Source organism: Streptomyces sp. NBC_00461 (genome assembly GCF_036013935.1).
In the GTDB taxonomy this organism is placed as follows: domain Bacteria; phylum Actinomycetota; class Actinomycetes; order Streptomycetales; family Streptomycetaceae; genus Streptomyces.
This window is the reverse complement of record NZ_CP107902.1, coordinates 5,865,922-5,885,883: the sequence shown is the minus strand read 5'-3', so window position 1 is coordinate 5,885,883 and position 19,962 is coordinate 5,865,922. Positions and strand designations below refer to the sequence as shown.

Below are 19,962 nucleotides of genomic sequence, written 5' to 3'. Positions count from 1 at the left end.
CGTCCAGCCCTAGAACCGAAGAATTACGGGGAGCGTCTTCAAGGGAAGCGCCGGGGGGCGAGAAATCATGACAAGTCAGGGCGTCACATCGTCTCAAAACTGTGTCCATGATGCGAATGGCCACAGGAAGGCGACCCTAACCGACGTAGGGTTGATCCTGGGAGGGCCTGCGGGAGGGCCGGTCCCAGACAGCCGCCTCGAGGGAGGTCCAGTTCAGTGACCAGCCAGGTCAGCAGGACAGCGGAGCAGGCAGACGGAACCGTCGTCGGAGAGCAGCGGGGGCCGGGCGGAACAAAGGACGTACGAAGGCTGGACCGGGTGATCATCCGGTTCGCGGGAGACTCCGGTGACGGTATGCAGCTCACCGGCGACCGCTTCACCTCCGAGACCGCGTCCTTCGGCAATGATCTCTCCACCCTTCCCAACTTCCCGGCCGAGATCCGGGCGCCTGCCGGAACCCTGCCGGGCGTCTCGTCCTTCCAGCTGCACTTCGCCGACCACGACATCCTCACCCCGGGCGACGCGCCGAACGTGCTGGTCGCCATGAACCCCGCCGCCCTGAAGGCGAACCTCGCCGATGTGCCGCGCGGCGCGGAGATCATCGTCAACACGGACGAGTTCACCAAACGGGCGATGCAGAAGGTCGGATACGCCGCCTCCCCCCTGGATGACGGCTCGCTCGACGGCTACAGCCTGCATCCGGTGCCGCTGACGACCCTCACGGTCGAGGCGCTCAAGGAGTTCGACCTCAGCCGCAAGGAGGCCGAGCGCAGCAAGAACATGTTCGCGCTGGGGCTGCTGTCGTGGATGTACCACCGGCCCACCGAGGGGACCGAGAGGTTCCTGCGGGCCAAGTTCGCGAAGAAGCCCGAGATCGCCGAGGCGAACCTCGCCGCCTTCCGGGCCGGCTGGAACTTCGGCGAGACGACCGAGGACTTCGCGGTCTCCTACGAGGTCGCACCGGCCGCCACCGCCTTCCCGCCGGGGACCTACCGCAACATCTCCGGGAACCTCGCGTTGTCCTACGGGCTGATCGCCGCGTCTCGCCAGGCGGACCTGCCGTTGTTCCTGGGCTCGTACCCGATCACCCCGGCCTCGGACATCCTGCACGAGCTGTCGAAGCACAAGAACTTCGGCGTACGGACCTTCCAGGCCGAGGACGAGATCGCCGGCATCGGCGCGGCGCTGGGTGCGGCCTTCGGCGGCTCGCTCGGGGTGACGACGACCTCCGGCCCGGGGGTGGCGCTCAAGAGCGAGACCATCGGGCTCGCCGTCTCCCTGGAGCTGCCGCTCCTCGTCATCGACATCCAGCGCGGCGGCCCGTCCACCGGCCTGCCCACCAAGACCGAGCAGGCGGACCTGCTGCAGGCCATGTTCGGCCGCAACGGCGAGGCGCCCGTCCCGGTGATCGCGCCCAGGACGCCGGCCGACTGCTTCGAGGCGGCCGTGGAGGCGGCGCGGATCGCGCTGACGTACCGCACCCCGGTGATGCTGCTCTCCGACGGCTACCTGGCCAACGGCTCCGAGCCCTGGCGCATCCCTGAACTCGACGAACTCCCGGACCTGACCGTGCAGTTCGCGCAGGGACCGAACCACACCCTGGACGACGGCACCGAGGTCTTCTGGCCGTACAAGCGTGACCCGCAGACACTCGCCCGCCCCTGGGCCGTCCCCGGCACGCCCGGCCTGGAGCACCGCATCGGGGGCATCGAGAAGGAAGACGGCACCGGCAACATCTCGTACGCCCCCGCCAACCACGACTTCATGGTCCGCATCCGGCAGGCCAAGATCGACGGTATCGACGTACCGGATCTGGAGGTCGACGACCCGCACGAGGCGAGCACCCTGGTGCTCGGCTGGGGTTCGACGTACGGACCGATCACGGCGGCGGTACGGCGGCTGCGCGCGGCCGGTGAGTCCATCGCGCAGGCCCATCTGCGTCACCTCAACCCGTTCCCGAGGAATCTCGGCACGGTGTTGAAGCGTTACGACAAGGTGGTGATCCCCGAGATGAACCTCGGTCAGCTCGCCACGCTGATCCGGGCGAAGTACCTGGTGGACGCCCACTCGTACAACCAGGTGAACGGCATGCCGTTCAAGGCTGAGCAGCTCGCCACGGCTCTCAAGGAGGCCATCGATGGCTGAGACGTCCACGGAAGGCACGGGCACGATCGAGGCGCTCTCGCTCGTCCCCAAGGCCGAGGCCCGCCAGTCCATGAAGGACTTCAAGTCCGATCAGGAAGTGCGCTGGTGCCCCGGCTGCGGTGACTACGCGATCCTGGCGGCCGTCCAGGGCTTCATGCCGGAGCTGGGACTCGCCAAGGAGAACATCGTCTTCGTCTCCGGCATCGGCTGCTCGTCCCGCTTCCCGTACTACATGAACACGTACGGCATGCACTCCATCCACGGACGGGCCCCCGCCATCGCCACCGGACTCGCCGCCAGCCGGCGGGACCTGAGCGTCTGGGTGGTCACCGGTGACGGCGACGCGCTGTCCATCGGTGGCAACCACCTCATCCACGCCCTGCGCCGCAACGTCAACCTCAAGATCCTGCTGTTCAACAACCGGATCTACGGCCTCACCAAGGGCCAGTACTCCCCCACCTCGGAAGTCGGCAAGATCACCAAGTCGACGCCGATGGGCTCACTGGACGCGCCCTTCAACCCGGTGTCCCTGGCCCTCGGCGCGGAGGCGTCCTTCGTGGCCCGGACGATCGACTCGGACCGCAAGCACCTCACGTCGGTCCTGCGGGAGGCGGCCGCCCACACCGGCACCGCGCTGATCGAGATCTACCAGAACTGCAACATCTTCAACGACGGCGCGTTCGACGCCCTCAAGGACAAGCAGCAGGCCGAGGAGGCGGTGATCCGGCTGGAGCACGGGAAGCCAATCCGCTTCGGGGCGGACGGTTCGCGAGGTGTCGTACGGGACGCGGTGACCGGTGACCTGAAGGTGGTCGACGTGACCGCGGACAACGAGTCCCGGATTGTGGTCCACGACGCCCACTCCCCGTCGCCGACCACGGCCTTCGCGCTGTCCCGGCTGGCCGACCCGGACACCCTGCACCACACCCCGATCGGTGTGCTCCGGTCGGTGGACCGGCCGGTCTACGACACGCAGATGGCCGACCAGCTCGACACCGCGATCGAGCAGAACGGCAAGGGCGACCTGGCGGCGCTGCTGACGGGCGGGGACGCCTGGACGGTCGTCGGCTGACGGCCTGACACGGGGCCCTGACGAGGCATCCCGCACGGAAACCTGACACGGGACCCTGCGCGGAGACCCGACACGGAAAGGGCCCGGATGCATACGGCGCATCCGGGCCCTTCCGTCTCACGCGTCGGGAATGTCTCTCTTGGCTCGGAGGAGGGTGTCGCGGGTGATGACGACGATGCGCTCGTAGTCGGCGCGAGCGGCATCCGCCGGAAGCAGTGCGTCCAGTTCTTCGGTCCGGTCGGTTCCGATCACCGCGAAGGCACCGTCACTCAACTCGAAGAGATCCGGGCACGACTCGCCCGTCATGGATCCGCGCTGACGGGGCGTGTCCCCGAGGCGGCGAGTGATGTGGACGGACCGGAACTCATTGCTTGGCACTGAGGTGACCTCTTCCTTACCAGGCCCCAACTCTGGGCCCCTCAGCCCCAAACGAAAAGACGCTACCTCAAACACTGCCAGGTTCGTACGGTCACCCGGACGGGTCGGTATCCGGCCTCGGCCCCACGACCCACCACTCTTCCGGGCCCTCCCCGAGCTCCTCCATGATCACGTCGACCGCCCGGCCCACCCTCGCCTCAAGGCTCTGGTGCGGAACACTCCGACGGTGCTCGACCGTCGCCTCCCAGTACTCCTTGAACACCTCGTTCCGGGCGAGGATCCGCAGGTGGCCGATCAGTTCGTCCCAGTCGTAGGCACCGATGCGATGGCCGAGGACGATCGCGCCGTATTCACGGTTGGCGAACAACACCTGCCGTCGCTTGCCGTGCGACACGCTGTCCAGCGTGCTCATGGCCGACGCCAGCGCGGGATCCGCCATGGCGTGATCGACCTGCGCGGCGGTGATCCGGTGCAACTGGATCAGGTTGGCATGTCGGATCTCGTCGGTGAGCCGGGTGAGTTCGCCGAGGAGGTCCAGGGCCAGTTCCTCCTGGCGGCGCCGCCAGGCCTGACGGGGAAAGGGGACGCGGGTCCGACCGGCCCGGGGCCGTCCTGCAGAACCGATCCTTCGCGCGTCCGGATTCTGTGTGGCCAATGCGAACCCCCGAATAGGCGTCCGCGCACCGGTCGATGACCTCGTGGGCGGCACGAGGACCAGCGCGCGGTTGGGCACAGCGCCCGCCCCCAGGATGCCGGGCGGATCAAGACGGCGCGGGAGGCGGAGAGGGGGCGCATGGGTGGACGAACCGCTCATGTCAACCGACGCCCTGTCTTGTATGTGCCCTGCGAGCGCCTGCGCCACTCCTTCGCCGGAGGGCGTCGATGCCGGCCACCGGCGGATGCCGATGCTGCCACTGGAGGGCGTCGACGCTGCTCAGCCCCGCCCTTTCGCGGCGTCGTACACCTCGCGTGCCTTCTGCACCTCCCCCATCCGCCGCTCGGTCCATGTCGCCAGGGCCCGCACCTGCTGCGCCGCCTCCCGGCCCAGGTCGGTGAGGGAGTAGTCGACCCTCGGAGGGATCACCGGCTTGGCGTCGCGGTGCACCAGACCGTCGCGCTCCAGGGTCTGCAGGGTCTGCGTGAGCATCTTCTCGCTGACCCGGCCGATGGCCCGGCGCAGTTCGCTGAAGCGGTAGGGGCGGTCGAGGAGTTCGATCAGGACCAGCACGCCCCAGCGGCTGGTGAGGTGCTCCAGGACGAGGCGATGGGGGCACATCGCCTCGCCGGTGTCGTACTTCGCGCCACCTGCGGTCCCGCCGCCCACGGTACTTACTGTCATGCCAGTACCTTACTTCAAAGTGGGTACTTTCGAAGAGTTAGCGCACATCCTAAGGTAAGTGTCATACGCACCCCACAAGGAGTCATCAATCATGAGCATCGTCGTCACCGGCGCCACCGGACACCTCGGCCGCCACGTCGTTGAGCAGCTGCTGGAGAAGGTTCCGGCCGACCAGATCACCGCCGTCGTACGCGACGAGGCGAAGGCCGCCGGCTTCGCCTCGCGCGGCGTGAAGATCGCGGTCGCCGACTACAACACCCCCGAGACCTTCGGCAGCCTCTTCTCGGCCGGCGACAAGGTGCTGCTCATCTCCGGCAACGAGTTCGACAAGGGCCGCGTCGGCCAGCACACGGTGGTCATCGAGGCCGCGAAGGCCGCCGGTGTCGCCCTGCTCGCCTACACCAGCGCCCCCGGCACCCTGACCGCCGCGCTCGCCGACGACCACCGCGCCACCGAGGAGGTCCTCCTCGCCTCCGGCGTGCCCTACGCGCTGCTGCGCAACGGCTGGTACCACGAGAACTACACCGAGAACCTGGCCCCCGCGCTCGAGCACGGCGCCGTCGTCCAGGCGGCCGGCGAGGGCCGGGTCTCCTCCGCCTCGCGCGCCGACTACGCGGCCGCCGCCGTCGCCGTTCTGACCGGCGAGGGGCACGAGAACAAGACGTACGAGCTGGGCGGCGACGAGGCGTGGAGCTTCTCCGAGTACGCGGCCGAGCTCAGCAGGCAGACCGGCAAGGAGATCGCGTACAGCCCCGTCTCCGTCGAGGCCTTCACCGGGATCCTGGCCGGTGTCGGGCTGCCCGGTCCGCTCGCCGCGATCCTCGCGGGCGTGGACGCCTCCATCGAGAAGGGCGAGCTGGTCGTCTCCTCCGGCGACCTGTCCCGGCTGGCCGGCCGTCCGACCACGCCGCTCGCCGACGCGATCGCGGTGGCGGTCAAGGGCTGACGCTCCCTCCGGGCACACCGCCGCCTGTCATGACCGTATGGCGATACGGGCATGACAGGCGGGGGCGCTCGGCGTTACCTTCTGCCTGGCACGCATGCGCGACGAGGCGAGGAGGACCCCGTGACCGGGAAGGCGAGGGGCGAGCGGCACATAGGGCTGCTGAACGGCTTCGCGGCATACGGGATGTGGGGCCTCGTACCCCTCTTCTGGCCGCTGCTGAAGCCCGCCGGAGCGATCGAGATCCTCGCCCACCGGATGGCCTGGTCCCTCGTCTTCGTGGGCGTCGCACTCGTGGTGACACGGCGTTGGGCCTGGGCCGGCGAGTTGCTTCGGCAGCCGCGCAGGCTGGGGCTCGTCGCGGTCGCCGCGGCGGTCATCACCGTCAACTGGGGCGTGTACATCTGGTCCGTCAACAGCGGACACGTGGTCGAGGCCTCACTCGGGTACTTCATCAATCCGCTGGTCACCATCGCGATGGGCGTGCTGCTCCTGAAGGAACGGCTGCGGCCCGTGCAGTGGGTGGCGGTCGGAACCGGGTTCGCCGCGGTGGTCGTGCTCGCGGTGGGATACGGGCAGCCGCCGTGGATCTCGCTCACGCTCGCCTTCTCGTTCGCCACGTACGGGCTGGTGAAGAAGAAGGTCGGTCTCGGCGGGATCGAGTCGCTGGCCGCGGAGACCGCGATCCAGTTCCTGCCCGCGGTCGGCTACCTGCTGTGGCTGGCCTCGCGGGGTGAGTCGACCTTCACGACCGGCGGGGTGGGGCACGGGGCACTGCTCGCCGCGACCGGGGTGGTGACCGCGTTGCCGCTGGTCTGCTTCGGGGCGGCGGCGATCCGGGTGCCGTTGTCGACGCTGGGGTTGCTGCAGTATCTGGCGCCGGTGTTCCAGTTCGTGCTCGGGATTCTGTACTTCCATGAGGCGATGCCGGTGGAGCGGTGGGCCGGGTTCGCGCTGGTGTGGGTGGCGCTGTGCCTCCTGACGTGGGACGCGTGGCGCGCTGCGCGGAGGGTGCGGGCCGAGGTCAGGACGGAGCGGGTGGACACGGCGGCTGCGGCTGCGGTGGATGCCTGACGGGGGCCGCCCTCTTCGGGACAGGCGCTTCGGCCTGAACGACCGCGTCCTCGAACGCCGGACGGGCTGACTGATGCGGGTGGCGCTGAAAAATGGTGCCCGCCGGTTATAAGTGGTCCATGACACAGACTCCCGTGCACTGGAAGCTCGTCATCGACTCCGCCGATCCGCATGCGCAGGCCGAGTTCTGGAGCGCCGCGCTCCGGTACGAGGTCGAGGACAACAGCGCGCTGATCGAGCGGCTGCTGAAGCTCGGTGCCCTGCCCGCCGCGGCCACCCTCGACTTCCACGGCCGCCCGGCCTTCCGGGACCTGATCGCCGTACGGCATCCGGACGACCCGTACGACCAGGACAGCGGAACCGGTCTCGGGCGGCGGCTGCTGTTCCAACGGGTGCCGGAGGCGAAGACCGTGAAGAACCGGCTCCACCTCGATCTGCATCCCGGCGAGGGACGCCGGGACGGGGAGGTCGAACGGCTGGAGGGGCTCGGGGCGAGTGTGGTGCGCCGGGTCAAGGAGGCGGGCGGGGAGTGGGTGGTGATGGCGGATCCGGAAGGGAACGAGTTCTGCGTCCAGTAGGTGAGCGCAGGGCGTGCCCGACAAGGCGGCCGCACCGTCGGATGCTCCGTTATGCGAACCCCCTGTCCTGATAACGCTCTTGACTCATAGTTGGTCAAAGCTTCACCATCCGGGGACCCTGTTCAATCAAAGGACTTCGGAGCCCCCCACATGAAGCTCTCCGTTTCCGGGCGCGCGACGGCGGCCGTCACCGTTTCGGCTGTCATGCTCCTGACCGGTGGATCCATAGCCGGCGCGGCGCCCGCTGCGGCACCCGCACCGGCGGCCACCGCCGCGCCCGACATCTCCGTGGCCAACGTCAAGGCCCACCTCGACCAACTCCAGTCCATCGCCACCGCCAACGGCGGCAACCGCGCGCACGGCCGGGCCGGCTACAAGGCCTCGCTCGACTATGTGAAGGCCAAACTGGACGCGGCCGGATTCACCACCACCGTCCAGCAGTTCACGTCCTCGGGCCGTACCGGTTACAACCTGATCGCCGACTGGCCGGGCGGCGACACCGACCAGGTCGTCATGGCCGGGTCCCATCTGGACAGCGTCACCGCCGGGCCCGGCATCAACGACAACGGCTCCGGCTCGGCCGGCATCCTGGAGACCGCGCTCGCCGTGTCGCGGGCCGGCTACAAGCCCGCCAAGCACCTGCGGTTCGCCTGGTGGGGCGCGGAGGAGCTGGGCATGGTCGGCTCCCGCTACTACGTCAACAGCCTCTCCACCGCGAACCGTTCGAAGATCAGCGACTATCTGAACTTCGACATGATCGGCTCGCCCAACCCCGGCTACTTCGTCTACGACGACGACCCGGCCATCGAGAAGACGTTCAAGGACTACTTCACCGGCCTCGGCATCGCCACCGAGCCCGAGACCGAGGGCGACGGCCGCTCCGACCACGCGCCGTTCAAGGACGCGGGCGTTGCGGTGGGTGGGCTGTTCAGCGGCGCCGACTACGTCAAGACGGCGGCCCAGGCGGCCAAGTGGGGCGGCACGTCGGGGCGGGCCTTCGACCGCTGCTACCACGCGTCCTGCGACACCGCGTCCAACATCGACAGCACCGCGCTGGACCACAACAGCGACGCCATCGCGCACGCCCTGTGGGAGCTGTCTTCCTAGCGTCCGAGCAGCCGTTCAGCGCATCGGGCGCACGTCGATCCATCGGTCGCCCGGTCGGCTCACCGGGCGTCCGGTCAGCCGACCGAGCGTCTGCTCAACCCATTGGGCGTACGGTCAACCCATCGGCGGCTGGGCCGACTTGCGGGCGCGTTCCGTGAGCCGGCCCATGCGGGCGCGGGCCGACTCCAGCTGCTCGATGTCGTCGGCGGCCGGGCCGTCCTCGGCCGTGAGCTCGGTCCACAGGCCGATCAGATCGCGGCCGAGGTCCAGGCCCTGCTGCGGATCGCGCACGGCACGCCAGGCGGAGGCCGCGCTCTGGATGTTGCCGTAGGCCGCCTCCGTGTCCCGGCTGCCACGGCGGATCCGGGCGAGGTCGAGCGAGAGCCGGAAGGAACGGATCGGGTCACCCGCCAAGTAGGCGATGTACGCCGTGAGTTCACGTAGCCGCAGCACCTCGGTGTGCTCCGGTCCGAGCGCCGCCGACGCCTCCCCGACCGCGCTCTCGGCCAGTCCCGCCGCCGTCTCTATCCGTCCCGCCTTCACGGCCTCGTTGATCTGCGCCATCGGCTCCGCGAGGAAGTCGGGCGTGGTCGGCGGTTCGTCGCCGAGGACCGCCTCGGCCACGGCGTCGAAGCCGCGGGCCGGGGTGGGCTTGGGGTCGGGGTCGAGGGCCGGGTCCGAGGGGACGACGAGGAGAGAACCGGCCGAGCGGTCGCGTGGGGGTTCCCGGCGGGGTGCGGGTGCGTCCTCGGGTTCGAGGCCACGCTGCGGCACCATGTCCATCGGCGGGGGCGGGCCGAACTCGCCCATCGGCGCCGCGACCGTGCCGGGAGCCCTGTCCTCGGGCGGCTCCGGCAGAGCGCGCAGCGCGAACGTCTGCGCCGCCCCTCCCGCCGTGCCGTCCGACGGCTCCGGGACGGCCCTCAGGGGGAACGTCGGCACGTTCTCACCCAACGGCAGCGGCTCCGAGACCGCCCGCAGCGGGAAGGTCGGGGCGGTCTCCCGCACGGGTTCCTGCGTCGCCCGGAGGACATGCGTCGGCTTGTCACGCCGGGGCGGCTCCTCGGGCTGCCCCGGTTCCGCGGCAGCGGGGGCCTCCGACGGCTCGGTGGACGAAGCCACCGGCTCGGCGAGGGGCGCCTCCGGCACGGCGGGCGACGGGGCCGGCACCGACAGCGCGGGCGGCAGGGCCGGCGCCGGCGGCGGAGACGGCGGCAGTGACCGGGGAGGGGACGGTGCTGGTGGCGGGGACGGCACAGGAGGCAGGGCCGGCAGGCCCTTCGCCGCGTCCCGCGACTCTCCCGCAGGAGCAGTCATCCCTACGGGTTCCCCCGCGAAACTGCTGGCCCCGTCCGTGTCCACCCGAAGGTGTACGACGTAACCGATCCGCTCGTCGTGGACCGTGGCGTGGACGGGGTTGCCCGTGGCGAGAGCCACGCGCTGGAGGTGGTTCAGGACGGCCTGCTGGATCTCCTCGCCGGCGGCCGCGGCGACCGGCACACCGCCGACCCACGCGCCGACCACGCCAGCCGCGGGGACGCGGACGTCGATCGGTGCCGTCACGAGGGCCGCCGAGCCCACGGCGCGGTTCTGATCCCGCTTCTTCTCGCGGCTGAGTCGAGACATCGGTTCCCTCACTCGGATGCGTCGGGGAGTCGGCGGACAGCGCGTCCGGATTCCATGGTGCTCCCTCCCGCCGTCGGGTTTCCGCTCCCCCGGCGTCAAGCTCCGGCCTTGCACGTACTGTTGAGTAGTCTCTCCGGTCGCTCCCGGTTCTCACGTCACCGTGGCGTCACAGACTCGTCCCAGGAGATCGCTCCCCGTCGCGTGACCGAATCCGGGCCATGAGGATCGGTGGGCATGGCGAGGAAGGAGAGCGGGCATGCGCACGGACGTGCAGCAGGGACCGGAGATATGGATCCGCGGTCCGGTCACCGTACCGGAGCCGGGACACAGCGAGCCCGCCCATTCCGCCGCGACCGCCCGGCGCTACTCCTGGGTCGGCACACACGGCGGCGCCGGCGTCTCCACGCTCACCGCCGTCTACGGCGGCCACGACTGCGGCCGTGACTGGCCCGGCCCCGACGCCGCCCGGTCCGTCCTGCTCGTCGCCCGCACGCACGCCTCCGGACTGGCGGCCGTCCTGCGCGCCCTGGAGGTCTTCCGGCTCGGGGAGGCTCCGCCCGGGCTCGACCTCGACGCCGTCGTTCTCGTCGCGGACGCGCCGGGGCGGCTGCCTCGGCCCCTCGAGAAGCAGGTCCGGCTGATCGAGTCGCACATCGACGTGTACCGCGTGCCCTGGGTGTCCGACTGGCGTCTCGGCGACCTGAACGGGACACCGCCGCGCGAGACGGCGGCGCTGGCCCGCCTCACCGGGGCGACCACGCGGCACAGGTAGCCGGTCGGGAGCTGGTGCGCCGGCACCCTCCTGGACATATAGATGCGTACGCATATAATGCAGGTATCTGTAATTGCTCTGAGCCCATCGTGCTCATCACACCGATCACGTCGATCACGCCGATCATCTGGGGGACCTCATGACCCACCGCCGCTTCCTGTTCGTCCTGGGCAGCAGCCGCACCGACGGCAACACCGAACTGCTCGCCCGCCGGGCCGCCGAGCAGCTGCCGCGGGATGTCGAGCAGCAGTGGATCAGCCTTGCCGAGCAGCCACTGCCCGACTTCCTGGACCTGCGACGCGACAGCGACCATGTGCACCCGCCCACCGGAACCGCCCCGGCGCTGCTGCTCGACGCCACGCTGGCGGCCACCGACGTCGTGATCGCCTCGCCGCTGTACTGGTACTCGCTCTCCAGCCTCACCAAGCGCTACCTCGACTACTGGTCGGGCTGGCTGCGCACCCCCGGCATCGACTTCAAGACGACCATGGCCGGCCGCACGCTCTGGGGGGTCACCGCGCTCGCGGACCACGAGCCGACGGTCGCCGAACCGCTGGTCGGCGCGCTCAACCATTCGGCCGCCTATCTGGGGATGCGCTTCGGAGGGGTGCTCCTCGGCAACGGCAGCGGGCGCGGTGACGTACTGAACGACACCGACGCACTGGCCCGCGCCAAGACCTTCTTCACCCAGGAGGCGCCGCTCGCCCGCTTCCCGCACCAAGTCGGCTGAGCCCTATGCCGTGATGTCCTTCGTCGTGAACCGCGCCCAGGCCGCCGAGCCGAACACCGCCGCGTACAGAGCCTGCAGTTCGAGGTTCTTCACCAGGTCGTCCCAGTAGATCGGCTCGCGCATGAGGTCGGCGAAGGACAGCCAGTAGTGGGAGAAGAAGTACGGCTGTATCGCGTGGAGTTGGGGTATCTGGTCGAGGATCTGGACGGTGATCAGCAGTCCGACGGTGGTCGCCATCGCCGCGATGCCGCTGCCGGTCAGCGTCGAGACGAACAGGCCGAGTGCCGCGACGCCGATGAGGGACACGGCGACGATCAGGGCGATCAGCAGGGCTCTGGCCAGGCCCTCGCCGAAGCTGATCTGTGTGCCGGAGATGGTCGTCAGGTCGCCGAGCGGGAAGAGAACGGCTCCGACCGTCAGCGCCGACCCCGCGACCACGAGGGTGGCGACCAGGCAGAACGTCATCACCGTCGCGTACTTGGTGAGCAGTAGACGGGTGCGGCCGGCGGGGGCGACCAGGAGATAACGCAGGGTGCCCGAGTTCGACTCGCCGGCGATCGCGTCGCCCGCGATGACCCCGATCGCCATCGGCAGGAAGAACGGGAGCGTCGCGGCCAGCGCGGTGAAGACCAGGAACAGGCCGTTGTTGGTGATCTGCGAGATGAACGCGGGGCCTCCGCCGCCACCCCGGCCCCCGCCCGCGGACGAACCGTCGCTCGTCTCGATCTTGACGGCGATCCCGACCAGGATCGGTACGGCCGCCAGCACGGCCAGCAGCGCGAGCGTGCGCCAGCGCCGGAACGTGGTGAGCAGTTCGCTGCGCAGGAGCCCGAAGGTCCACAGCAGCCGTGGAGCGCGGATCGCCTCAGCCTGCGACATCGAAGCCCTCCCCCGTCAGTGCCACGAACGCGTCCTCCAGGGAGGCACGCTCCACACCGAAGCCGCGAACGCGGACACCGGCAGTCACCAGCGCGGCGTTCACCTCGGCGAGGTCGCCGTCCGGGGGCTCGGCGGTCACCCGGTCCTCGGCGTTGACGACATCGGCGGCGCCCTGCTCCTTCAGGACGCGGGCCGCGTCCACCGTGTCGGGGGTGGTGACGACCAGCCGGCCGCGCGCCCCCGCCGCCAGGTCGGCCACGGCGCCCTGGGTGATCAGGCGCCCCTGCGCCATCACCGCGGCATGGGTGCAGACCTGCTCGATCTCGTCGAGAAGGTGGGAGGAGAGGAAGACGGTCGTGCCGTCGGAGGCCAACTCCCTGACCAGGGAACGGATTTCGCGCATTCCCTGCGGGTCGAGCCCGTTGGTCGGCTCGTCGAGCACGAGCAGTTTGCGTGGCTGCAGCAGCGCGGCCGCGAGGCCGAGCCGCTGTTTCATGCCCAGCGAGTACGCCTTCGCCTTCTTGCCGGCCGCAGCCGTCAGGCCCACCCGCTCCAGCGCCGCCGTGACGCGGATGCGCCGGGTGCGCGGATCGGCGGTCGGGTCGGCGGCGTCGTAGCGAAGGAGGTTGTCGCGTCCGGAGAGGAAGCCGTACAGGGCGGGTCCCTCGATGAGGGCGCCGACGTGCGGGAGCACGGCGCGCGAGGCCCGTGGCATGGGCCGGCCGAGCACACGCGCCGTGCCCGAGGTGGGCTCGATGAGGCCCATCAGCATGCGGATGGTGGTGGTCTTGCCCGAGCCATTCGGACCGAGGAAGCCGAAGACGCTGCCCGCCGGGACGGTCAGGTCCAGGCCGTCGACGGCGAGCTGTCCGCCTCGGTAGCGCTTGGTGAGCGCCCGGGTGGCGATGACGCTGTCACCCGGCTCGCTCTGTTCCGGCTCCGCGGCGGACGGCTCGTCCATCGGCTCCCTCGATTCGTGCTCGTACGACCTCGTGCGGCGGTTACACACAGTGAGTACGAGTGGCCGCCGCGCAAGGTTCCCGGCTAGCCCGCGTTCGCCGCCTTCACCAGCGCGTCCTTGTTCACCGCGCCGACGTAGACCTTGCCGTCGTCGGTCATCAGGGCGTTGATCAGGCGGGTCTTGAAGACCGTGCCCGAGCCGAACTTGCCGGAGACCTTGTCGCCGAGCGAGTCCAGGAAGCCGCCGACGGCTCCGCCGCCGGCCTCGGAGCCGGAGGGCATGCCCTGGCCGCCGGTGTCGAAGGTGGCGATGGAGTTCCAGCCCTTGCCGATGACGTTCAGTCCGTCGAGACCCTTGGCGAGGCCCTCGTCCGGCTTCGGAGCCTTGTCGCTGCCCTTGCTCCCGTGCTCGGTCCGGCTTCCGTGCTCGGCCTTGCTCCGGTGCTCGGCCTGGTTGTCCTCGGTGACCTTCGCGCCCTTGGGCACGGTGAAGTCGAAGGTCGAGGCACTCGGCCTGGCGAAGCTGACCTGGGTGAAGCCGGCGTCGATGACCGCGGCGCCACCGCTCGACGGGGTCAGCGTGAACTTCAGCGGGAGCCCGGTCTTCGAGTCCACGGCCACGGTGATCTGACCGACCGTCGAACCGGACTGCTTCGGCTTGACGACCAGCCGGTACGCGTCACGGCCCGCGACCTGGGCGGTCCCCTCGACGGTCACCGACGTGGTGTCGTCGACCGACTTCAGGGCTTCCTCGGTGAGGTCCTTGGGCGTGGCGGGGACGTCTTCCTTCTGCTTCGCGCCCGCGCTGTCGGGAGAGGTCGCGTGGTAGACCTCGTTCGACTGGCTGTCGTAGCCCCAGACGTCCTTGCCGTTGTGGATGAGGCTGTACTCCGCCGCGTGCTCCAGCAGCGACACCTTCTGGCGGTCCGGGCCGTCGGCCGCGACACGCAGGGTGTGGGTACCGGTGGCGAGCTCCGTGAGCTTGGAGGACGGGTCGGCGGACGAGCCGTCACCCGACCCCGCGGCGCCGGACGCCAGGCTGTTTTCGAGACCACCGAGGTTCGGCAGTCCCAGGTCCGTGCTGATCTTCACCGTGCCGGACATCTGCTGCACGTCCGACTTGGCGATCTTGTCGATGAGTTGCTGTGCGCTGATCTTCGGCAGGTCGGGGTCGCCGGAGTTGGCGAGGGCCGGGACGAGGCCGATGGTCGCCGCCGCCACCCCCACCACCGCGACCGGGACCACGTACCGCGCGGCCTTGCGTCGGCCCGCGCGCAGGTCGTCGGCCTCCCCGGCGGTCGTACTGTCGTCGGATTCGTACGGTGCCATGTGTGCACTACCTCCGTCGTCGGCGGCGGCTTGTCCAACTCTCGTGCTCTTGTTGTCCACCCCGAGCCGCCATTCTCACCCGAATCGGTGAGGAGTGGTGTTTTCCGTGGTTTCCATCTCACCAAATCGGCCAGGAAGAAGCGTCAGACCCCGGAGGCAACTCCGCGTACTCCTGGGGTATGACACGAGAGGGCTGCGCCTCCCCCGACCCGTAGGGGTCACGAGGGAAGGCGCCGCCCTGGTGAGGTTGTGTCAACTACTCGATCAGCTCTGCAGGAACACGTAGTCCGCCTGGTAGGGGACGCCGACGATCGCGCCCGGTGAGCAGGAGCCGGACGGGGCGATTCCGCCGAGGGTGTTGAGCCGCAGGATCTCGGCGGTGTCCGCGAGCAGGCCGTGGTGCTTGCCGGACCGGGTGGCCTTGAGGTCGAGCTCGGGGATGTTGCCGTCCCCGTTCGGCGTCTTGGACAGCAGGGCCCCGGTCACCGCGCTGCCGTCCGGCGCGACCCACTGCGGCGTACCGGAGTTGGGCTTGACGAACGTGTGCCGGATGCCGCCGCCGAGCAGGGCGTTGACGTCCCGCTGGGCGAAGGCGTAGCCGCCGCCGTCGGCCGGCTTGCACTCGTAGATCTGCTTGCCCTTGACGACCGACGCCTGGAAGTTGTCCAGGGCGTGGCGGAAGTCGAAGGCGGCGACCGTGACCTTGTGGAGCTGGCCTCGGACGGCTCCGCCGGGGAACTCGGCGGTGTGCAGGTTGGCGTAGAAGGAACCGGGATCGGACGTGAGAGCGGCGAGCAGGTCGTGGTCCTCGACCTTGACGGTGCCGGTGACGCTGTGCCGCTTGCTCTTCTTCAGCAGGTCGGTGAAGTCGACCTTGACGCCACCGTTGGTCCCCTTGGCGCCCTGGTGGATGTGGAGCATGGTCGGCTTGCCGGTTCCGCGCCAGGTCACGGCCACGGACACCTTGTCGCCCTTCACCTTGATGAACTCCACCGCGGCACCGTCCTTGTCGCCGACGGCCGGACCGCCCGCGACGGGAACCTCGTCGGCTCCCCGCAGACTGGCGGCGAGGAGGGTCCCCCCGGTGCCGCCGGACACGGTCCCGCTCTGGGTCACCATGCTCTGGCCGCCCATGCCGCCGGAGTGGTCCGCGTGGTCGGCGCGGGTGCCTCCGGCTGCGAAGGCGGGAATCACCGCGGCGGCCACACCGCCGGCGGCAGCCACCGCGACAGCGGTGACGATCAGGCTCTTACGGCGCTTCGGGAACGTCGTGTTCATGCCCATGATGCTGTTTTCTCCCCGTAGACCGGCCGACACCCCCTGCGTCGACCTTCTGCGTATGACTACGGAAGCGATCTCAGTTTGGACTCAGTCCAGGCATGTGATGGGCGTCACATCGCCGTAGGCGCAGGTCAGTGGCGCGTTCAGACGCGGGCCGGTGGGGAGTTCAGCCGGCCCGGTGCACCACGGCGTCGCACATTTCCATCAGCGCGAGCCTCGCGCCGCACTCCGGCAGCGGAGCCAGCGCCGCCCGCGCCTCCTCGGCGTAGCGCACGGTGTCCCGGCGCGCCTGCTCCAGCGCGGGGTGCGCGCGAAGCGCCGTGAGCGCCTCCGCGAGCCGGGCGTCGTCGCCGAGGTCGGAGTCCAGCAGCTCGCACAGGGCGATGTCCTCGGCCAGCCCCAGCCGCGCCGCCCGCTCCCGCAGCCGCAGCACCGGCATCGTGGGGATCCCCTCGCGCAGATCGGTGCCCGGCGTCTTTCCGGACTCGCGCGAGTCCGAGGCGATGTCCAGCACGTCGTCCGCCAGCTGGAAGGCCACGCCGAGCCGCTCCCCGTACTGCGTCAGCACGTCCACGACCGTCTCGTCGGCGCCCGACATCATTGCGCCGAAGCGGCACGACACGGCCACCAGCGAGCCCGTCTTGCCCCCCAGCACGTCCAGGTAGTGATCGACCGGGTCCCGCCCGTCCTGCGGCCCCGCCGTCTCCAGGATCTGCCCGGTGACCAACCGCTCGAACGCCTCCGCCTGGACCCGGACCGCCTCGGGACCGAGGTCGGCCAGGATGTGCGAGGCGCGCGCGAACAGGAAATCGCCGGTGAGGACCGCGACCGAGTTGCCCCAGCGGGTGTTGGCGCTGTCCACACCGCGCCGCACCGCGGCCTCGTCCATCACGTCGTCGTGGTACAGCGTCGCCAGATGGGTCAGCTCCACCACCACGGCCGACGGCACGATCCCGGGGGCGTACGGATCACCGAACTGGGCGGCGAGCATCACGAGCAGCGGGCGGAAGCGCTTTCCACCCGCCCGCACCAGGTGCTGGGCGGCCTCCGTGATGAAGGGCACCTCACTCTTGGTGGCTTCGAGCAAACCTTCCTCGACGGCCGCCAATCCGGCCTGGACATCGGCTTCCAGAGCCTGGTCCCGCACGCTCAGCCCGAACGGCCCGACGACGGTCACGAGGGGTCTCCTGTCTGCTGGTGTCTGCTGGCGGTTACACGGTTTGTCGATAGGTCGCTGACATCACTCAAGTCAGCGTATCCGGTCACCTTTCGATCACCGATGCCACCCACCCGTCCACCACGGGCGGTATCGGATCACGACCGGTATGTTTTTGATCACCTGATATGAGCGGATATCTATCGACTTCCCCATCACCTTGCCTGTCGCCCTACCTGTCGCCCTACCTGTCGCCCCACCCGTCGCCCTACCCGTCGCCTTGCCTGTCGGCGCCTCCGCCCGCTCCGAGGCAGGCAGCAGTCTGCGCCCCGGACGGAGACAGGCGCCGCATCCGGCAGCGGGCAGTCCCCCTGACGGCGACCACGCCCCCTTCGGCCGACCGGGGGGTCTGCGCTCACCCTTTCCCGCCGTGCGGCGACTACTCCATGGGAGTGGGCACGTCGGCATCTCCTGGGGCGGCTTCCACTCCCTCCAGATCGCGACCCGCCCGCCCGAGCCGCTCAAGCGGTCGTCACGGTGTGCTCGACGGACGACTGCCATGACAACGACGCGCACCACAGGGGAGGTTCCGCCCTCGCGGTGGACATGCACGCACGGGCGGCCGCCACGCTCGTCCGCCGCCCCCGGATCCCCGGTGGACCACCTGCGCCAGGGAGTCCCTTTCACCCCTAATGGGGTGGTGTACGCCGAAGATGGAGACGTAATCTTCCATCGAAGCTGGGGGAAGCGAACCCCACGGACAGTTGATTGACTACGAGTTGGGCCCATTGCCCGATTTGCCACTGTTACGGGAGCCAGTGAGTTGGGTCACGCCGTCGCGCAGGTCGACGGCCGTCCGACTTCTGTCGATTTCGCTGCGCCCGTACGCAAGTTGAGGGTTGGCAACCGCAAAGGATCAAGCGACCCATATGCCTCAGACCAAGGTCAATAGGCGTGATCTCTGAATTCGGCACTTGTTCCGGACATGTGCTCTCGCATACGTTCCCGGCCTGTCGGGCGGAACGCCGAATCCTGCCGCCGCCTGGACACGACCCATCGACGAACTCACTCGCACGGCAGGAGCGGGGGAACCAGGTAAGCCGCCGGACCGGGCACCGTCCCGGACCGGCTAGGGGTGAAGTCGCGACGCCGCAGGGCGGCGCGGCCGGGCAGCTCCCGCCCGAACCCGACAGCTCACCTCGTAGGCGCCGGAGAGGAACCCCGCCATGCCTGCTGCCGCTCAGCACCGCCGCACCAAGAACTCCCGCCTCGCCCGCAAGCTCGCCGTCATCGGCACGGGCGCCGCCGTTCTCGCCCTCCCGATCATCGGCGCGACCAGCGCCTCCGCGGCCACCCCGACCGTGGCCACCGCCAAGTCCCTGGGCTACGCCGACAACCTCGACGGCTGGATCCGGGCATCCCTGCAGGTGATGGCGCAGAACGGCATCCCCGGGACGTACGACGGCATTTACCGCAACGTCATCCGCGAGTCCTCGGGCAACCCGGCCGCCATCAACCTCTGGGACTCGAACGCGGTCGCCGGAACCCCGTCCAAGGGGCTGCTGCAGGTCATCGACCCGACGTTCCTCGCCTACCACGTGCCCGGCACCTTGTACGACCCCTACGACCCGGTCGCGAACATCACCGCCGCCTGCAAGTACGCGGCCGCGCGGTACGGGTCGATCGACAACGTGTTCGGCGCGTACTGAGCCGTATCACTCGCTCGGGAAGAGTCTTTCGAGGACGACGGCGATGCCGTCGTCCTCGTTCGACGTGGTGATCTCGTCGGCCACCGCCTTGAGTTCGGGATGGGCGTTGGCCATGGCGACGCCGTGGGCGGCCCAGTCGAACATCGGGATGTCGTTGGGCATGTCGCCGAAGGCGATCGTCTGTTCCGGTCCGAGTCCCAGGTGCGCGGCGGCCAGCGCGAGACCCGTCGCCTTGGTGATGCCGCATGGCTGGAGTTCGACGGTCCCGGGTCCGGACATGGTGACGGTGGCCAGCGAACCGACCACCGAGCGCGCCGTCGACGCCAACTCGTCGTCGGACAGGTCAGGATGGCGCAGCAGCACCTTGCTGATGGGCTCGCACCACAGGTCGTCGCGCCGGTCGACCCGCACGGCCGGCAGGGTCGGGTGCGGCATCAGATAGCCCGGTTCGATGAGCGTGAGTCCCTCCACTCCGTCCTGGTCGACGGCCGCGTACACCTGGCCCACCTCTGCCTCGATCTTGCCGAGGGCGGTCTCGGCCAGCTCCCGGTCCAGCGTGACGGACCACAGCAGACGGTTCGCGCCGGCGTCGTACACCTGCGCGCCCTGTCCGCACACCGCGAGCCCCCTGCTGCCCAGGGCGTCCAGGAGCGGCCGCACTCTGGGCGCCGGCCGGCCCGTCACGACGAGGTGACGGGCGCCGGCACCGGCCACCCGCGCGAGCGCTGCGAGAGACCGGTCGGACAGCGTGTCGTCGCCACGGAGCAGCGTGCCGTCCAGGTCGGTGGCGATGAGTGCATATGCGGTGGGTGCGGCCATGATCAGAGAATACGGACCAGACGCCCCACCGACTCATCGCGAACCGGACGATGGCGATGTGCACC

19 protein-coding genes and 1 pseudogene are annotated in these 19,962 nt (G+C 69.6%); 10 read left to right on the top strand and 10 right to left on the bottom strand.

The features are described from left to right. Positions 1–216 precede the first annotated feature (216 nt). Together OG870_RS27645 and OG870_RS27640 are read left to right on the top strand one after the other, a co-directional pair. On the top strand, positions 217–2,145 hold the full coding sequence (locus tag OG870_RS27645) for a 2-oxoacid:acceptor oxidoreductase subunit alpha (protein ID WP_266519546.1): 1,929 nt from the start codon (positions 217–219) through the stop codon (positions 2,143–2,145). Then, a complete protein-coding gene (locus tag OG870_RS27640; RefSeq protein WP_266844456.1) occupies positions 2,138–3,217 on the top strand; it encodes a 2-oxoacid:ferredoxin oxidoreductase subunit beta in 1,080 nt (359 codons plus the stop codon). Before OG870_RS27645 ends, OG870_RS27640 begins: the two co-directional genes overlap by 8 nt. A gap of 117 nt (positions 3,218–3,334) precedes the next feature. Here OG870_RS27640 and OG870_RS27635 read toward each other — a convergent pair whose 3' ends face one another. The 3 genes from OG870_RS27635 to OG870_RS27625 all read right to left on the bottom strand — a co-directional run bounded on the left by OG870_RS27635 (position 3,335) and on the right by OG870_RS27625 (position 4,934). Next, complete coding sequence (locus OG870_RS27635; protein ID WP_266519542.1) at positions 3,335–3,523, bottom strand: hypothetical protein; 189 nt, start codon at positions 3,521–3,523, stop codon at positions 3,335–3,337. Between the two features lie 163 nt (positions 3,524–3,686). Then, positions 3,687–4,250, bottom strand: a complete 564-nt coding sequence (locus tag OG870_RS27630) for a DUF6082 family protein (RefSeq protein ID WP_327691635.1) — start codon at positions 4,248–4,250, stop codon at positions 3,687–3,689. A gap of 279 nt (positions 4,251–4,529) precedes the next feature. Then, positions 4,530–4,934, bottom strand: a complete 405-nt coding sequence (locus OG870_RS27625) for a winged helix-turn-helix transcriptional regulator (RefSeq protein WP_266519538.1) — start codon at positions 4,932–4,934, stop codon at positions 4,530–4,532. 91 nt (positions 4,935–5,025) lie between these two features. Here OG870_RS27625 and OG870_RS27620 point away from each other — a divergent pair, with 91 nt between their 5' ends. From OG870_RS27620 to OG870_RS27605, 4 genes are all read left to right on the top strand, one after another. Next, on the top strand, positions 5,026–5,880 hold the full coding sequence (locus OG870_RS27620) for an SDR family oxidoreductase (protein ID WP_266519536.1): 855 nt from the start codon (positions 5,026–5,028) through the stop codon (positions 5,878–5,880). Positions 5,881–6,000: 120 nt separating this feature from the next. Beyond that, positions 6,001–6,951 carry an EamA family transporter RarD gene (gene rarD / locus OG870_RS27615; RefSeq protein ID WP_266844463.1) on the top strand — a complete coding sequence of 317 codons (951 nt, stop codon included), beginning with the start codon at positions 6,001–6,003 and terminating at the stop codon, positions 6,949–6,951. 119 nt (positions 6,952–7,070) lie between these two features. Then, positions 7,071–7,529 carry a VOC family protein gene (locus OG870_RS27610; protein WP_266519532.1) on the top strand — a complete coding sequence of 153 codons (459 nt, stop codon included), beginning with the start codon at positions 7,071–7,073 and terminating at the stop codon, positions 7,527–7,529. Between the two features lie 150 nt (positions 7,530–7,679). After that, the gene (locus OG870_RS27605) at positions 7,680–8,636 is read left to right on the top strand and encodes a M28 family metallopeptidase (protein WP_266519530.1); all 957 of its coding nucleotides are present in this window, start codon (positions 7,680–7,682) and stop codon (positions 8,634–8,636) included. Positions 8,637–8,750: 114 nt separating this feature from the next. On the opposite strand, the gene OG870_RS27600 is transcribed toward OG870_RS27605, so the two are convergent. Next, on the bottom strand, positions 8,751–10,262 hold the full coding sequence (locus OG870_RS27600) for a tetratricopeptide repeat protein (protein WP_327691633.1): 1,512 nt from the start codon (positions 10,260–10,262) through the stop codon (positions 8,751–8,753). 256 nt (positions 10,263–10,518) lie between these two features. Here OG870_RS27600 and OG870_RS27595 point away from each other — a divergent pair, with 256 nt between their 5' ends. After that, on the top strand, positions 10,519–11,034 hold the full coding sequence (locus tag OG870_RS27595) for a DUF6668 family protein (protein ID WP_266519526.1): 516 nt from the start codon (positions 10,519–10,521) through the stop codon (positions 11,032–11,034). A gap of 139 nt (positions 11,035–11,173) precedes the next feature. Continuing rightward, positions 11,174–11,764, top strand: a complete 591-nt coding sequence (locus tag OG870_RS27590) for a flavodoxin family protein (protein WP_266519524.1) — start codon at positions 11,174–11,176, stop codon at positions 11,762–11,764. A gap of 3 nt (positions 11,765–11,767) precedes the next feature. Here OG870_RS27590 and OG870_RS27585 read toward each other — a convergent pair whose 3' ends face one another. From OG870_RS27585 to OG870_RS27565, 5 genes are all read right to left on the bottom strand, one after another. Beyond that, positions 11,768–12,643, bottom strand: a complete 876-nt coding sequence (locus OG870_RS27585; RefSeq protein WP_266589338.1) for an ABC transporter permease — start codon at positions 12,641–12,643, stop codon at positions 11,768–11,770. Continuing rightward, positions 12,630–13,604: an ABC transporter ATP-binding protein gene (locus tag OG870_RS27580; RefSeq protein ID WP_266519520.1), complete on the bottom strand. Its 975-nt coding sequence runs from the start codon at positions 13,602–13,604 to the stop codon at positions 12,630–12,632. Before OG870_RS27580 ends, OG870_RS27585 begins: the two co-directional genes overlap by 14 nt. 83 nt (positions 13,605–13,687) lie before the next feature. Next, positions 13,688–14,932: a LolA family protein gene (locus tag OG870_RS27575; protein ID WP_266519518.1), complete on the bottom strand. Its 1,245-nt coding sequence runs from the start codon at positions 14,930–14,932 to the stop codon at positions 13,688–13,690. Between the two features lie 264 nt (positions 14,933–15,196). Further along, complete coding sequence (locus tag OG870_RS27570) at positions 15,197–16,210, bottom strand: CHRD domain-containing protein (protein ID WP_266844474.1); 1,014 nt, start codon at positions 16,208–16,210, stop codon at positions 15,197–15,199. 169 nt (positions 16,211–16,379) lie between these two features. After that, positions 16,380–17,390 (bottom strand): polyprenyl synthetase family protein, encoded by a 1,011-nt coding sequence (locus OG870_RS27565; RefSeq protein ID WP_266519514.1) that lies wholly within the window; start codon positions 17,388–17,390, stop codon positions 16,380–16,382. 433 nt (positions 17,391–17,823) lie between these two features. Between OG870_RS27565 and OG870_RS27560 the strand changes: the two are divergent. Both OG870_RS27560 and OG870_RS27555 read left to right on the top strand, forming a co-directional pair. Beyond that, a pseudogene (locus tag OG870_RS27560) lies at positions 17,824–18,023 on the top strand (CocE/NonD family hydrolase); the annotation flags it as partial. A 572-nt stretch (positions 18,024–18,595) separates the two neighbouring features. Then, a complete protein-coding gene (locus tag OG870_RS27555; RefSeq protein ID WP_266519512.1) occupies positions 18,596–19,078 on the top strand; it encodes a transglycosylase SLT domain-containing protein in 483 nt (160 codons plus the stop codon). A gap of 6 nt (positions 19,079–19,084) precedes the next feature. Here the strand turns inward: OG870_RS27555 and OG870_RS27550 are convergent, their stop codons facing one another. Then, positions 19,085–19,897, bottom strand: a complete 813-nt coding sequence (locus OG870_RS27550) for an HAD family hydrolase (protein ID WP_266519511.1) — start codon at positions 19,895–19,897, stop codon at positions 19,085–19,087. Positions 19,898–19,962 lie beyond the last annotated feature (65 nt).